6 protein-coding genes are annotated in these 15,551 nt (G+C 56.5%); all 6 read right to left on the reverse strand.

Features of this window, described 5'->3' with window-relative positions:
* Window positions 1–21: 21 nt before the first annotated feature.
* Window positions 22–4,149 (reverse strand): non-ribosomal peptide synthetase, encoded by a 4,128-nt coding sequence (locus ACXAEW_RS03130; protein WP_474939929.1) that lies wholly within the window; start codon window positions 4,147–4,149, stop codon window positions 22–24.
* Window positions 4,146–10,355 carry an SDR family NAD(P)-dependent oxidoreductase gene (locus ACXAEW_RS03135; protein WP_474939930.1) on the reverse strand — a complete coding sequence of 2,070 codons (6,210 nt, stop codon included), beginning with the start codon at window positions 10,353–10,355 and terminating at the stop codon, window positions 4,146–4,148. Before ACXAEW_RS03135 ends, ACXAEW_RS03130 begins: the two co-directional genes overlap by 4 nt.
* A 136-nt stretch (window positions 10,356–10,491) precedes the next feature.
* Complete coding sequence (locus ACXAEW_RS03140) at window positions 10,492–11,163, reverse strand: permease prefix domain 1-containing protein (protein WP_474939931.1); 672 nt, start codon at window positions 11,161–11,163, stop codon at window positions 10,492–10,494.
* Window positions 11,160–11,489 carry a PadR family transcriptional regulator gene (locus ACXAEW_RS03145; RefSeq protein ID WP_474939932.1) on the reverse strand — a complete coding sequence of 110 codons (330 nt, stop codon included), beginning with the start codon at window positions 11,487–11,489 and terminating at the stop codon, window positions 11,160–11,162. Before ACXAEW_RS03145 ends, ACXAEW_RS03140 begins: the two co-directional genes overlap by 4 nt.
* A 555-nt stretch (window positions 11,490–12,044) precedes the next feature.
* Window positions 12,045–13,772, reverse strand: coding sequence for a SulP family inorganic anion transporter (locus ACXAEW_RS03150; RefSeq protein ID WP_474939933.1), 1,728 nt, complete (start codon window positions 13,770–13,772; stop codon window positions 12,045–12,047).
* 96 nt (window positions 13,773–13,868) lie between these two features.
* A complete protein-coding gene (locus ACXAEW_RS03155) occupies window positions 13,869–15,548 on the reverse strand; it encodes a bifunctional protein tyrosine phosphatase family protein/NAD(P)/FAD-dependent oxidoreductase (protein ID WP_474939934.1) in 1,680 nt (559 codons plus the stop codon).
* Window positions 15,549–15,551 lie beyond the last annotated feature (3 nt).

The raw sequence follows: 15,551 nt of genomic DNA on the forward strand, positions 1-15,551 counted from the left end.
TGGTTGAAGTGATTGCTCTAATTACGCCAATGCCTTGGCCACCTGCGCGGCCAGAGCCGGGCAGAAGTCCTTGGTCAGCATAGTTAGGTGGTTTCCTGCGACACGTTCGTACCGCACGGGTTGGGTGGAAAAATGATGCCAGCCCAAGACCGAGGCTTCGGGCGAAACACCCGCATCATCGGCCGCAGAATAATCGTAGTCCGGGTGCTCTTCATCTGCTTTAAGCAAGGTGATCGTAGTCTCCAGACGGCTGTATGCGGCATATCGAACACGGCTATTGGCGACAAAGACCTGGAAGAACCCTTGCAGGTATTCAGCCGCGCTCTTGGCAGGCAGTAGACCTGTTTCAGCAAGTTTCTCAGCAACAAACGCAAAGGCGTCCGAGGCTGCCCGAATATCTTGGGGCGAAACATGAAGGCTGTGTCCTGCGCTTTCAGCCAGGATTTCAGCAATCTTGCTGAGCCAGTCAGCCTGGTCAGGTGCCGCGTCTTCGATCTTATTGAGTTCATTGTGTCGCGCCTGCGGGGCTGGTGCGTCCATAATCACCAGACGGTCAACGCGTTCACCAAGCGCTTGAAGACGACGGGCGACCTCATAGGCCACGAGACCGCCGAAACAATGTCCGCCCAGCCTGTAAGGTCCGCTTGGCTGCAATTTACGGATCGCTTCAATGGTTTCCGACGCAACCGCTTCTACGGTGGTATGCGGGGAGTGCTGACCGTCCGTTCCGCGCAGTTGAACACCGATAAAGGGCACATTGGTCAGCTGTGCTGCAAGCCCTTGGAAATACAAGGTGCTGCCCCCGCCACCAGCGATACAAAAGAACGGGCGATCCCCTTGCACGTCATTCATCGGAATAACCGGAGACCACTCTTGCTCTGCGTCGCTACGGATGGTTTCCGCAAGCTGTTCAATCGTGGGGTTTCGGAACAATACGGAGGTCGAAAGTTTCTGACCAAACGCCTCGCCGACTTGCGCCACCGTATGCACCGCCAACAAAGAGTGCCCGCCAAGTGCAAAAAAGTTGTCCGTTACACCAATTGGTGACAGCTCCAGGACCTCTTCCCAGATTGCAACCAGCTTTGCCTCTGTCTCGTCACGGGCAGGAACAGCTTTGTGATCCTCGCTACGCTGCGACACCGGTTCTGGCAAAAGGGCATGGTTCAATTTGCCATTCCCGGTCAGAGGAATTTCGCTGATGGTCACAAATGCCGACGGGATCATGTAATCCGGCAGGACCGCCGCCAGATGTCTGCGCAGCTCCGCTTCTGGAATTTCCCGAGCATTCGGAACGATATAGGCAACAAGACGTCGGCCGTGATGGGCATGTTCCTGCGGCACTACAACAGCGGTCTGCACGTCCGGGTGATTGCACAGCGAGGTCTCAACCTCACCCAATTCAATCCGGAACCCGCGAATTTTCACCTGTTTGTCGTTGCGCCCAAGGTATTCGATATCGCCATCAGGCAAATACCGGGCCAGGTCACTGGACTTGTAATAGAGCGTGCCATCCTGACCGGTGACAAACTTCTCAGCAGTCAGGTCTTCGCGGTTCAGATAGCCCAGCGAAACCCCCGGACCACTCACGTGGATCTCACCCGTGGTGCCAATCGGGACCGGCCGCAAATGCTGGTCCAACAAGTCAATTCTCAGGTCGGGGATGGTCACACCGATGGTGCTTTTGGCGCGATCGAGATCCGCCGCATAGACCCGCCGATACATCGCATGGACGGTGGTCTCGGTGATCCCATACATGTTGATCAGAGCGGGGGTCTCATCTCCGTGGCGCGCAACCCAAGGACGCAGGCTTTGCAGATCCAAAGGCTCGCCCGCAAAGATTACGAGGCGAATGGGCATCACGTCCGGAATGGGGCGCTGCGCCTCTTCCGGGACAAACAGTTTAAACGCCGAGGGGCTTTGGTTCAGGACAGTGATGCCTTCATCAAACACAAGGTCGACAAACTGCCCGGGTGAACGTGTGATCAGGTAGGGCACAACCACGATACGACCGCCGTGGCTCAACGCACCCCAAAGTTCCCAGACCGACACATCAAACGCAAAGGAATGAAACAGCGCCCACACGTCCTGCGCATTAAAATCATACCAATGCGCGGTATTGAGAAACAGCCGCGCAACGTTGCGATGGGACAGCTGCACGCCCTTGGGGCGACCCGTGGTGCCGGAGGTATACATCACATAGATCAGGCCATCCAAAGAGGCCAATCCTTGCGGGTTTGCTGTATCCCAGACACCTGTGCAGAACCCGCCGGGCTGGATCTCCAGAATGTTGGCCCCTGCCTGCTCGCCCAATGTGCGGTGCTCGGGCTGACACACAAATGTGCGTGCCGCACTGTCGGACATGATATAGTTGAGACGGTCCTCCGGCAGGCTCGGATCAAGCGGCAGATATGCAGCCCCTGCCTTGAGGATACCGATAATCCCCACCACCATTTCAATCGAGCGCTCGCTGCACAGCCCGACCAATTCGCCTGGGGTCACACCTTCTGCAATCAAGGCATGTGCCAGCATATTGGCGCGTGTGTTCAGCTCCCCATAGCTGACGGTCTCACCTTCAAAAATCAGAGCCACCGCATCCGGGTTTTCCGCTGCGCGCCGCTCGAACTGCTCGTGAACACAAAGTTCAGCTGCAATCGGCGCCGTCTGCGGAGTAGAGGTCTGCGCGATCCAGTTCAGGGACGCCTCGTTGACAACCTGAACGGCGTCGATGGGCTGGGCCGGTTCTGCAATCACGTTATCGATCAGACACAGCAGGTCATCGCAGAAACGCCCGACTGTTTGCGGCAAGAACAGGTCACTGTCATATTTGAGAACCCCACGGATGGCTCCGTTTACCTCAAACATTTCAAGGTCGATGTCGAACTGGCCAACCTGCTGTGGCAGGTCGATGTATTCAACCTGAAGCCCTGCCCAATCAACGGGCCGACCATCGGCCTGTGACGCCATCAGATCCATTGCACTGCCTGCACGCTGGGCTTTTTGCATGACAAAAGAGGCTTGGAACAGCGGCGTTGTCGACGGGTCGCGCGGACGGTTGAGGCGCTCGACAATTGTTGGGAATGGCAGGTCATCATGCGCAACGGCGGTCAGCACCTGCTCCTGTGTTTCCTGCAGCCAGGTCCCGATGGGCTTTTGCGCGTCAACGTCGCCAACAATGACAACAGGGTTCACGAAATATCCCATGACATCCGACATCGCCGGGTTGCTGCGTCCCGCAGATCTGGTACCGACGGGGATCGTGTCCTGGCCTGTATATCGGTGCAAAAGAAGCTGATAACAGCCGAGCAAGGCCGAAAAGGGCGTGACACCCAGATTGCGGCAGGCTTCCAGCAGCGCCTTGGTCCGTGTTTCTCCAAGGGAGAACGCATGTGCCGCGCCGTTCAACTGACGGACCGGAGGGCGGGGCATGTCGGTTTGCAGGTCCAATGTCCCGGCAACTGCGGCCAGGCGTTGGGTCCAGTATGCGTCCAGCTCTGCCCCACGTGGCCCAGAGATCAGAGCCTCCTGTGCTTGGATGTGGTCCACATAGGTCGCCTTGGGCGCGCGCAAACCGTGTTTTTTGCCCTGCGCCTCGGCAGCATAGCTTTCGCGCAATTCATCAAGCGTCAGCCACAGCGACCACCCGTCATAGACGATATGATGCACAGCCAGGACAAAGGCATAGGCCCCATCAGCCAGTTTGAACAACTGAGGGCGAAACAATGGCCCTTTCGCCAGATCAAACGGAGCGGCGGCGGCCTCCGCCAGCGCGGCTTCGACCTCTCTCGTATTGCAATGGCTCAGATCGGTCTCAGGCAGCTCAACATCATCAAAGCCTGCGATACGTTGCTGCAGCGTTCCATCGTCCGACATGTGAAATGTCGCGCGCAGCTGCGGATGGCGCAGAACGATCCCCTGAAGCGCTGTTTTAAGCGCCTCCTTGTTCAGCCCCGCCATAATCTTCATCGAAAATACAACGGTATAAGCAGCACTCTCCGGAACGCTTTGATGCAAGAACCAAAGCGCTTGTTGACCTTTTGACACAGGATAGACGGCGACTTGCGCGCGGGCCTTGGCCTTGAGCATTTCAGCGAAGGCTTCCTGACGGGAGGTTTTGGGCTGATCCAGAACTGGTTGATCAGTAACGGTCATTGGTTGCTCTCCTCGAAGGATTTGAAAGTTTCCATGGCGCGCTCGATCTCTGCCTCGTCCATGGAGGACATGTCCGCGAGTAGCGCTGCAATATCGAACTCTTCTGCGGTGGGCGCCGGTGCATCCAATGTCCCGGCCTCGGGCTGATCTTCGGACTGTGCGACACATGCGGTTTCGAATTTTTCGGTCAGGTTTTTCACCAGATCAGCAAAGGCCACACCTTTCATGAGCTCCAGTGTAGGAACTTTAAGACCCAGCTGTTTCTCGATGCCTGCCTGCAGTTCCATGGCCATCAGCGAGTCGACCCCCATGTTCAGGAGCGATCTGCTCTGATCCAGCTGTCCACGGTCCAGACGCAGCACCCCGCACACGAGGGTGACAAGCGCGTCATCCACCAGAGCGGCACGCTCCGTCGCGGTCATGCGGGCAAAACTGTCCTGATCCGAACCGTTCTGGCTGTCATCCTGTGACGGCATCAAATGGCTATACCGCGAGGACGCAGCCCATTTGCCATATGCCCCGCCCCAAAGAGCCCAGTCCATTCGCGCTGCGGACAGCGCAACCGGGTTCCAGTTCAGGATACGCTCGAACATCGACAAGGCCTCTTGGGGTGTCAAAGAGCCAACACCAACTCGTGCCAGGTGTTTTTCCACCCCTTCATGGCGCGCAGCCATGCCCACCTGGGACAAAGCCCCAAGGTTGATGGCAGTAGCCGCCAGCCCAGCACTGCGACGTTCTTGTGCCAGAGCATCCAGAACACTGTTGGCGGCAACATAGGCCCCCTGCCCCGGGCTGCCCAAAAGCGAGGCGATGGATGACAGCATGACAAAGCAATCCAGATCCAGATCGCGGGTTGCCTGATGCAGGTTCCACGCGCCCAGCGCTTTGGGCATCATGACCCGCTGCAACTGCTCTGGCTCCAAGGAGTAAACCGGTTTGTCGTCCAGAACCGCCGCGGCATGGAAAATGCCAAGCAACGGCGCACCACGTTCCTTCACCTCTTTCAACGCGCGAGAGACATGGTCTGGGTCGGAAATGTCCGCCGCTATTCCAAATGCCTCGGCACCCGCCTGCAACAGCTCGGCAATCATGTCCTCGGCGCCGGGGGTCTGCATACCTTTGCGGCTGACCAGCGCAATGGAACGCGCGCCCTTGGCTGCAAGCCACTTTGCGATCTCAAATCCAAAGCCGCCAAAGCCACCGGTAATCAGATAGCAACCGTCCGCGCGGATCTGCACCGGAGGCTGCGCTTCCGCCAGGCTGCGTTTACGCGCGGTTGCATCTTCCTGACCCACCACAAAGCGCTGGCAGGCATCCGCGAACTGAGCAAAGGCCGATTTCGGCAGCGCCCCAGAGCGGATCAGCTCCGCTACGGCTGAAAGTGAGTCGGAAAGCGTGCCCGAAGCACGTGATGCCAATCGCGCGGTGTCTAGGTGAATTGCGGTGCAGTTCTGCGCCGGAAGAGCGAGCGTTTCTGTGCGGCCGTTCTGCGTCACAAAGCGGATGACCGAGCCGAACTCAGCAACATGTTTCGCAAGATCCGAAGCCATCTCGTCGGTATCGGCGATGCAGACACTGTCAAGGCCATTCGGGAAGCGACGTGCCACTTCATCAATCTGCGCGACATGTCCTCCCTCGATTTCGTGATGTTCAAGATCGAGCGCCGTGGCGATTGCACCAAAGCCGTTCAGCTGGGGTGAATTGGCAGGATAGAGCAGAACCGATTTCTTTGCCTGAAGCCGTGCGGATTTGACCAGGCCCGCATGAGCGATGCACATGGACACCAGACCCGTGCACTCAGGATCACTCAGGTCTCCGATTTCCGGGCACTCAAGAACAGCCGCAGACTTGAGGCGCATGTATCGCTGAGCCTCACCAGAGACACGCGCAAGGAGTTTGGTGACTTCTGCCCCGGTTGCATCTGTCTCGTTGATGCGCTGAGCGACGATATCCGTGTATGCGCTATTCTCCCCGCAAGGGTAAGCCGCCAATACTTCGACATCGATTTCGTCTGCTTCGGGGGCGCCAAAAGGCGCACGGCGCGCCGCATCCTGGGACATCGTTTGCATGGTGACGGGCAGCAACCGACGCTCCTTGCGCTCATCGCCACTCAGAACAACGTCGTCGGCGGTTGCACCAGAAAGAAGCTCTGTGGTCACGACCTCAAGTGTTTCAGTCTGGGCATCGTATTGAATGAAGCGCAAATCCAGATCCGCGTATTCATTTGCCGCAACCCGCGCCAGCCCCAGGACCGAAGCATTTTGAAGCGACACAGCTTCTGGCCGGTCATCCATATGGGGAAGCAACAGCGTTAACCGGCGTTTCACCCCATCTTGCGGGATTGCATGCATCAGGCTGAGGAAAGCCTGGGACCGGTCAAGGCCAACCGGATCGCTGTCGTTGGCCTCAAGGAACCTTGCATCAACAATATGGGTTTCACCCAACCCAGCCAGAGCGCCCTTCAGCGATGCTTTTGCATCCAGGTCGATCTGAGACACAGCTGCCTTTGCCTCGGTCAGCGACGACACCAGCGCGTCGGATCCCCCCAGCAGCACCAGCTCTTGGTTCGGTTCGATGTCCGCACCCTCCAGAGGCTGCGCAACGAGTTCAAACCGCTGCATAAGAGCATTGATGGCAGGATCACCTGCGCTGCCTTCGCTCTGCCCCAGGCTACGCGCAGATACCCCCAGCAGTTCGACCACGATCTGCCCCGTTTCATCAAACAGGCAAAGGTCTCCGTTCATCTGAAGCGAGTCGAAATTATGAAGCTGACCGTGACACCAGAAGTTTTGCCCGGCCGCGCGGTGCAAGCGGATATCCGCGATCTCAACCGGAACATAAGGAGCGGCGCCCGGTTCATTTGGCACCAGCGCAATCAGAGCCTGGAAACACGCATCCAACAGCGCTGGATGTAGCTTCTCGCCACGATCCGCCAATCCGTCAGGTGCCACGATATGGGCCAGCGTCTCACGCCGGTCTTCAGACAGCCCCAAACTCTCGATCCCCTGGAACAAGGGGCCGTATTGCAAGCCGCGTGCGTGCATCATCTCGTAATGGCGGACCTTGGGAACATCGACGCTGCATCTCGACCTGATCGCCGCCAGATCCACAGTAGGTGCGTCTCCCAGTGACAGGAACGACAGTTGACCGCCGGAATGGCGTGTCCAGTCCGAACTCTGCGCATTTGGGGCGCTGAAGATCTCGTAACGACGCTGCTCGGCGTCATAGCGCGTCATCACAACCGGCTCTTCCAACTCGCCGATCAACAACGCTTGGCTAAAGTCCAGACCTTCGATCCGCACGCTTTGATGGCCCGAGATCACGTCACCAAGAGTCAGGCCGATTTCAACATACGCGGCCCCCGGAAGCACGATACTGTCTTCGACGATGTGGTCGAACACATAAGGATAAGACGTCTTACCGATTGCGGCGCTGAACATCTGGCCAGGTGCGGCAATGGGTGCGCCCAAAAGCGGGCGGCGGCTTTGATCGCCCATGCGGTCCTTGCGCGCCGCCTCGCCTTCGTTCCAGTGCTGCTCACGCTGCCACGGGTAGGATGGGTATTCAGCAAACTTACCAGACCGCGTTGCGTGGAACTGACCCCAATCAACCCGCGCGCCTGAAACATAAAGCTCAGCAATCGCACGCAGCATGTTTTCAATTTCAGGCTTTTTGCGACGCAGGGTGGGAACCAATGTCCCGTCAACATTTGCAGCCAAGAGGCATTCGCGTATTCCGCCCGAGAGAACTGGATGAGGGCCCACCTCAAGAAACACGTCGTGACCATCGTCCAGGATCGTTTCAATTGCATTGGCAAACAGAACCGACCCGCGCACGTTGTCGCGCCAATAGGCAGGGCCGTAATCACCTGGCATCGCCAGATCGCCTGAAACAGTCGAATAGAGGTCGATGTCCGCCTCATGTGGCGACACCCCTTCCAGGGCGTCCTCCAAAGGATCCAGCAAGGGGTCCATGACCGGGCTGTGGTATCCGGTTTCCACTTTCAAAAAGCGGTTAAAGATACCTTCGCCTTCGAGTTTTTCTGCAATGCGCTCCAACTCATCCTTATCCCCGGAAAGCGTGACCGAGCTCGGACCGTTGACTGCGGCTACGGACACAAGTTCCTCGCATCCGCCCAGCAGCGCCTGCGCGTCCTCGGCGCTTGCGCCGATCGCCAGCATCGCGCCAATACCAGAGGTACGCGCCTGCATCTGGCTGCGGAAATATGAGATACGCACCGCATCCTCAAACGAGAGTGCGCCAGCGGCGAAAGCAGAGCTTACTTCACCCACACTGTGCCCAACAACGGCAGCAGGGTTTACACCCCAGCTGCGCAGAAGCTCCAGAAGGCCGCCCTGCACCAAGAAGTTCGCCGGTTGCGCAATCTGCGTTTCCGTGACGCGGGAGTCTTCTTCGTTGCGCAGCATTTCTTCCAGCAGTGACCAGCCGCTGAGTTTTGTGAACTCTTGGTCGACACGTTCTGCAAAGGCGCGGAAAACCGGCTGAGTTTGCAGAAGTTCACGGCCCATTCCCCACCATTGAGGACCCATGCCGGTGAAAACAAAAACTGGATCCACCCCATCGGCACGTTTGCTTCCGGTTATGACGCGGGCATCTTCCGTCCCCGCCAGAAAGGCATTCAACGCTTCGCGGGCGCTTTCCACGGTTTCGCCAACAATGGCGAGGCGGTTTTCATAGTGCGAGCGGCGCGTGGCCAGAGAAAGGCAAAGATCTGCAAAACCATCGGCCGAGATGTCCTCCAGACGGGACGCCATTCGCGCTGCAACTGCGCGCAACGCTGCGTCGGACCGTGCCGAAAGGAGCAATATGTTAGGCTCCGCAATTGTTTCGCCTTGGGAGACTTCGGCTTTAGGCGCCTCTTCCAGCAAGACATGCGCGTTGCTGCCACCGTAACCGAAAGAGTTCACCCCGGCGCGACGTGGAGCGTTGGCAACCGGTTCAAAGGGTTTGACTTCACGTGGCACATCCACGTTCCAGGTATCAAACTGAATAGCGGGATTGGTCTCTTCTAAATTCGCAACCGGAGGGATCTCAGCATTTTTCAGGCACAGAACCGTCTTGATCACGGCGGCGATACCAGCCGCTGCTTCAAGGTGTCCAATGTTTGCCTTGACCGAACCGACCAGACAGGGGTCACCCTTATCGCGGCTTGCCCCGAACACGCGGCCAAGTGCGGACATTTCTATCGGATCACCAATCGCGGTCCCTGTACCGTGGGCTTCTACATATCCGATGCTGGCCGGGTCGCAGTTGCTGTCGTGACATACTTTGCGGATCAGATCCGCCTGGGCTTCACCATTGGGAACCGTAATCCCATCAGTACGGCCATCTTGGTTTGTGCCGCTTCCTCTAACGATAGCGTGAATGCGGTCGCCATCCGCTTGTGCCTGGTTCAACGGTTTCAGGAGGATCATACCCGCCCCTTCACCACGTCCGTATCCATCGGCGCGCGCATCAAAGCTCTTGGACCGGCCATCACGTGAAAGGAAGCCGCCTTTGCACATCGCGATCAATGTCTCGGGACGGAAGATCACATTGACACCACCCACCAGAGCCATCGAGCAATCGCCATTTCGAATGGCCTGGCACGCTTGGTGCATCGCAACAAGCGACGAAGAGCACGCCGTATCCAGGGTAAAACTCGGACCGTGCAGGTCCAGCATATAGGACAAGCGGTTGGACAGGATGGTGAGCGTAGAACTGACAGCTGTGTGCTGACCGATTTCATTCCTAGCAAGCGGGCTGAACTGCGTCAGCATACCATCTACCATAAAGCCGCCAACAAACACGCCAGTGTCCGTACCCGCCAGACGCTCTGCAGGGATACCTGCGTTTTCAAGCGTCTCAAATGCAACTTCCATCAAAAGGCGCTGTTGAGGATCAAGATAGGCCGCTTCGCGCGGGGACATTCCGAAATACTGCGCGTCAAATGCATCAATCGGATTCTGCAAAAAACCGCCGTGCCGAACAAAGATCTTTCCCGGAGCCTGTGCGCGATCATCATAGTAATCGTCTATATTCAAACGGTCTTTTGGAATTTCCACGATGCCATCACGGCTTTCACGCATCAGCTCCCAATAGCGTTCGAGGTCATCCGCTCCGCCAGGAAACCGACACGCCATCCCGACAATTGCAATTGGCTCATTTGACTTCGCTTTTTCGTCAGAAATGTCAGCGTCAAACATGAATAGGTTCCTTCAAGACACAGCCGGCCAGTCCGATCTCACGCAGAGCGTAGCCGGTTAAAATAAAGACAAACGGAGGGAGCCCACTGCCCTCGGCAGCAAGCAATTTCTTTGGTTTTTAGATCTTGTTAGTGAGTCAATTTACGGCGGAAAAACCCGAAATATGCCGGTACAATTGGACGATAACAGCGCCGGTAAGGAGCATTAAGAGGCCAAGAAACATAGTCTGAGAGACATTCGAAACCCCCAAGAATAACTCCCCCACCTGCGATGCGACAACAGACACGATCCCTGTGACAGACGACAATGCAATGAGTACCGCCCCAACCAGCGGGAAGACAAACACGCGGTTAATGCCAAAAATTTTCTGACCTGCACGTCCCATTGAATGACAGTATTTTTCGCACAACATGTCACATAGGATAACAATTATCGCCAAGATGAATGCATAGCGATCAACAAACATCAGCATCCCGCCCCAGTCCGTCGAAAGGATCGCCTCATACCAGTTTTGCGGCAGGACGAAGGACCTTAGACGCATTGACACAAAAACAATTCCGATGGCGAGAATTGCGATATTGCGTGTCGTCCGGCTGCGACGCTCCTGAACGATATGCGTATACTCACCCACAAGGGTTTCTGGTTCGCCAAACCGCCTGATAGCGGCGCGCATTGCATCTTCGCAATCCCCGCCTTCCTCTTCAGCGGCCTGGTACAAGTGGTCCAATATTTCATGGCGCAAACGTTCCGCCAAGTCCTCGTCACAACAGGACTGCCTCGCGACAGCCTGGGCAAACTCATCAATCATATTCCACCTTCAGACAAAAACAAATCAACTGCCTGCGTAAACACACGCCAGTCCTGGCGCCGCTTTTTCAATGAAGCCACGCCAGCATCGGAAATCTCGTAAATACGTCTCTTTCGACCTGTCGGCGGGTAGATCCACCGGCTAGTCACCAACCCAGCGTTTTCCAGGCGATGCAAAGCAGGATAGATCGTCCCTTCGGGCAGATCAAAAACCCCCATGCTTCGAGTTTTGATTTCCTGAATAATCGCATAGCCGTGCGAGGTGCCAGATTGAATGGTCGTCAGAATAATCGCATCCAGGTGGCCTTTCAGCATTTCGACATTCATGCTTGTTCAACTCCACAAAACTCTCGCATTGAGGAATTTACATATCCCTCGGGGCGGCTGGTGCATACTTTGTAATTCTATGCATAGAGTCGCTCAATAACATTCTTGTGAATTGTGGACGTTTATCGTGAAGGCTTCAGAAAAATTAACGCCGCGTGCCCAAACAAAAGCTGGTAGGCGCAGTTTGGGCTTCCAGCTTTTGCTCCAAAGCGCAAGGCGACAGTGTTTGCCTTCTCCCGAATGGGTTCATCCTAATGGCACGCTGGAGACGATTCCAAGTGCCGTATCACAGTCAGATGTTTCCGGGCGGATCTTTGCCCTGCCCCTTCGAAGCCCGTTGAATGCTTGGCCGGTTTGGGCAAAGGCGATGTTGTCGGACCCCGGCTTCAGGAAATCCGAAAAAAGCAAGTCTGGCCTATATGGACCAGATTGCAGGCCAGCAAAAGCGCCTCAAAGAGTTCTGGGGAAAGCTGCGGCGCTCAACCGGGCGCGACTCAACAAGTAACCCTTGCGACGTACGTTTCGAATACTGCGGGCACGCACACAAACAGTACCCTAGTTCGTAACACCCCGCACACGGGCCAGATGATCCCAAGCGTCATACTGCGACAGAAAGACTGTGCCATTCAGGTCGTCAATAAAGTGGGATTTTTGCAAGCGGTCCATCACTGGTCCCTTAACCTCTGACAAATGCAGACCGATCCCCATATCGCTCAGTCGCAGGTTGATGGCCTCGAGGCTTTCCAACGCGGAAAAATCCACCTCGTTTACGGCTGAGAACATCAACACCACGTCCTTTATGTCGCAAGTGGTCGTAACGCGAGATTGGATCAGGTCTTCAAGAAAGCGTGCATTTACGAAATAGAGACTTTCATCCACACGCAGGGTCAGCACATTCGGGCAGGTTTCAACGTCATGCCGGTTCACGTTACGGAAATGTTGGGTTCCGGGGACAAGGCCAACCTCAGCAACATGGGGACGTGAGGTTTTATAAAGATGCAACAGGATGGAAATTGCCACGCCGCTTGCCACGCCGACCTCAACGCCCAGCCCCAAGGTAAGCAGTATCGTTGCCGCAACGGCCGTGAAATCTGTCCGCGAATACCCCCAGGTTTTCTTCAGGATCGATAGATCCACAAGCGAGAGCACGGCAACGATGATCGTCGCCGCAAGAGTTGCATTGGGCAGGTAGTAGACCAATGGCGTCAAGGCGAGCGCTGCGATTGCAAGGCCAATGGCTGTATAGATACCAGCCGCTGGTGTTTCCGCACCGGCATCAAAGTTCACAACAGACCGCGAAAATCCCCCGGTGACAGGAAAACCACCCGTGAAGGCCGCACCCAGATTAGCGGCACCCAGCCCGATCAGCTCCTGATCCGGGTCGATACGTTGGCGTTTCTTGGCTGCAAGGGTTTGGGCAACCGAAATACTTTCGACAAACCCGATGACCGAAATCAGGATTGCAGGCACCAACAGCGCGCTGATCAAGTCCGGGGAAAAGCTGGGCAAGGACAGCGGCGGCAGGCTTTGGGGGACGTCGCCCACAATTTTTACGCCTTTCGCGTCCAGCCCGAAGGCCCAAACCGCAAGCGTTGTCGCCACCACTGCGGCAACGGGACCAGCCTTTGCAAAGAGATCCGTCAGCAGTGGTCCTGTTCCCAAACGCCTTAACAAGGGTTTCAAGTTGCCTCGGACCCAGAACAAAAAACCAGTCGCTGTCGCCCCGATGGCAACTGTGATCCAGTTGACCTGATCCAGATGCGCAAGGATCGAGCCCAGCATCTCGGGCAGTGTATGCCCATGGGCGCTGACCCCCAGTATGTGTTTCAGCTGGCTGGTCGCGATCAGGATACCAGAGGCTGTGATAAAGCCGGCAATTACCGGGTGGCTCAAGAAATTGGCGAGAAATCCCAGACGAAAGATCCCCAGCAGCACCAGAAACGCCCCCGACAGCCCAGCCAAGGTCAACGCAGCAATGGCATACCCCGCCGTACCCGTTTCAGCGATTTGCCCAATGGCCGAGGCGGTCAGCAACGACACAACCGCGACCGGCCCTACGGCCAAAGCACGAGATGTTCCAAAAAGTGCATAAAGCACGATCGGCGCGATGGAGGCGTAGATCCCTGCCTCTGGCGGCAAGCCTGCCAGCAGCGCATAAGCAAGCGATTGCGGGATCAGCATGATCGTTACGATGACGGCCGCAACCATGTCATTGGACAATGCACTGCGGTCATAGCGCCGCCCCCAGTCGAGGATCGGAAGATAGCGGAAAAGTGAGATCATGTGGCAGGTCAGTTCAAAAGAGGAAGGAAAAAAGGGGAAAGCTCCACAACAGGTGGAACTTTCCAATCAATCGGTGCGCTTTTGCAAAGGCAGGAGCTATTCTGCCCCAACCTTCAGCTTTTCAGGCTGGGCCAACCATTCTTTTCCTTTCAACATAGCTTTCCAATAGATCGGCGGCAGCATCTTTTCCTTGAGGAACCATGCCGCGCGGGTCGGTTTTGTGCCATCGAGAAGGAACGACGGAAAACTGGGTTTCAGAACACCACCATAGCCGAATTCCGCCAACACGATCTTGCCACGCTCTACGGTCAGAGGGCAGGATCCGTAACCGTCATAGGCTGAGACCGGCGAGCGACCTTGGATATCGGCCACGATGTTGTCAGCGACGGTGGGGGCCTGTTTGCGTGCTGCGGCGGCGGTTTTGGCATTGGGCGCGTTCATCACGTCGCCAAGTGACCAGATATTGTCAAACGTCTTATGCCGCAGGGTCGCCTGATCCACATCGACCCATCCCGCAGCATCTGCCAAGGGGGAGACACGGATGAAATCCGGGGCAGTTTGCGGCGGACAAACATGCATCATGTCAAATTCGACTGTGACGGTCTCGGGGGCTGTGTCCGGTTTGGCCACCTGGAACGTCGCGGTTTTGGACGGGCCGTCAACAGCCGTCAGCGTATGGAAAAAGTTCAGACCGGCATTGTATTTCTTGATGTATTCCATAAGCGCCGGAACATAGTCCTTGACCCCAAAGAGCACCCCTCCTGCGTTCATGAACTGAATATCGATGTCCTTCAGCGCGCCATTGCGGAACCACGCATCTCCTGAAAGATACATCGCCTTTTGCGGCGCACCGGCACATTTGATCGGCATAGGCGGCTGGGTAAATACGGCGCGGCCCCGCTTCAATTCTTGCACCAATTGCCAAGTATAGGGGGCAAGATCATAACGATAGTTCGAGGTCACACCGTTGCGGCCAAGCGTATCTTCGAGCCCTTCGATAGCGCTCCAATCCAGTTTTAGACCGGGGCAGACAACCAAACGGTCGTATTTCACAACGCGACACCCATCCAGAATGACAGCGTTGTTCTTGGGTTCAAATGCGGCAACAGCAGACTTGATCCATTTCACACCACGCGGGATCAGCGAGCCCATGGTCTTGGCGGTCTGCTCAGGCTGGAAAATCCCACCACCAACCATTGTCCAACCCGGTTGGTAATAGTGGATGTCCGCAGGGTCGATCACTGCGATCGACAGGTTTGATTTACGAGATTTCAAGCTGGCTGCAACCGAGATCCCACCCGCACCTGCACCAACAATCACCACGTCGAAATGCGCGTCGCCGGTGTCAGTGGGTGTTTTGCCGCCGTTCGCGATCCGGCGTGCGATACCCGACATATCATAGCCTGCAGCTTTGGTCGCGGCCAGGATCTCGGGCATCGCGCGTTTCTTGGACTCATGAAAAGACCACAAGGTCGCCGAGCGCGTCCCCGTACGACAATAGGCCAACACAGGGCGGGGAAGCTCTGAAAGAGCCGCTGAAAACGCATCAACATCCTCGTCGCGAACCATGCCGGACTTCACTGGCACATAGCGCGCCTCAATCCCCGCGGCCTTGGCGGCGGCTGCGATTTCCTCGAATGAGGGCTGATCCGCACCTTCACCATCTGGACGGTTACAAATGATCGCGCGGATACCGGCGGCTTTGATCGCGTCAATATCCGCAGGCATGATCTGTGGGCTGACCGTCGTCTTGTCGGTGATCTTTTTGAGTTCCATGAT

This window comes from Epibacterium sp. ABZ3_068 (assembly GCF_056159265.1).

Excerpts from the sequence above, each read along its gene's own strand:
- ACXAEW_RS03145 (WP_474939932.1), bottom strand. The coding sequence starts at position 11,489 with ATGAATGTCGAAATGCTGAAAGGCCACCTGGATGCGATTATTCTGACG.
- ACXAEW_RS03135 (WP_474939930.1), bottom strand. The coding sequence starts at position 10,355 with ATGTTTGACGCTGACATTTCTGACGAAAAAGCGAAGTCAAATGAGCCA.
- ACXAEW_RS03150 (WP_474939933.1), bottom strand. The coding sequence starts at position 13,772 with ATGATCTCACTTTTCCGCTATCTTCCGATCCTCGACTGGGGGCGGCGC.
- ACXAEW_RS03155 (WP_474939934.1), bottom strand. The coding sequence starts at position 15,548 with ATGGAACTCAAAAAGATCACCGACAAGACGACGGTCAGCCCACAGATC.
- ACXAEW_RS03140 (WP_474939931.1), bottom strand. The coding sequence starts at position 11,163 with ATGATTGATGAGTTTGCCCAGGCTGTCGCGAGGCAGTCCTGTTGTGAC.
- ACXAEW_RS03130 (WP_474939929.1), bottom strand. The coding sequence starts at position 4,149 with ATGACCGTTACTGATCAACCAGTTCTGGATCAGCCCAAAACCTCCCGT.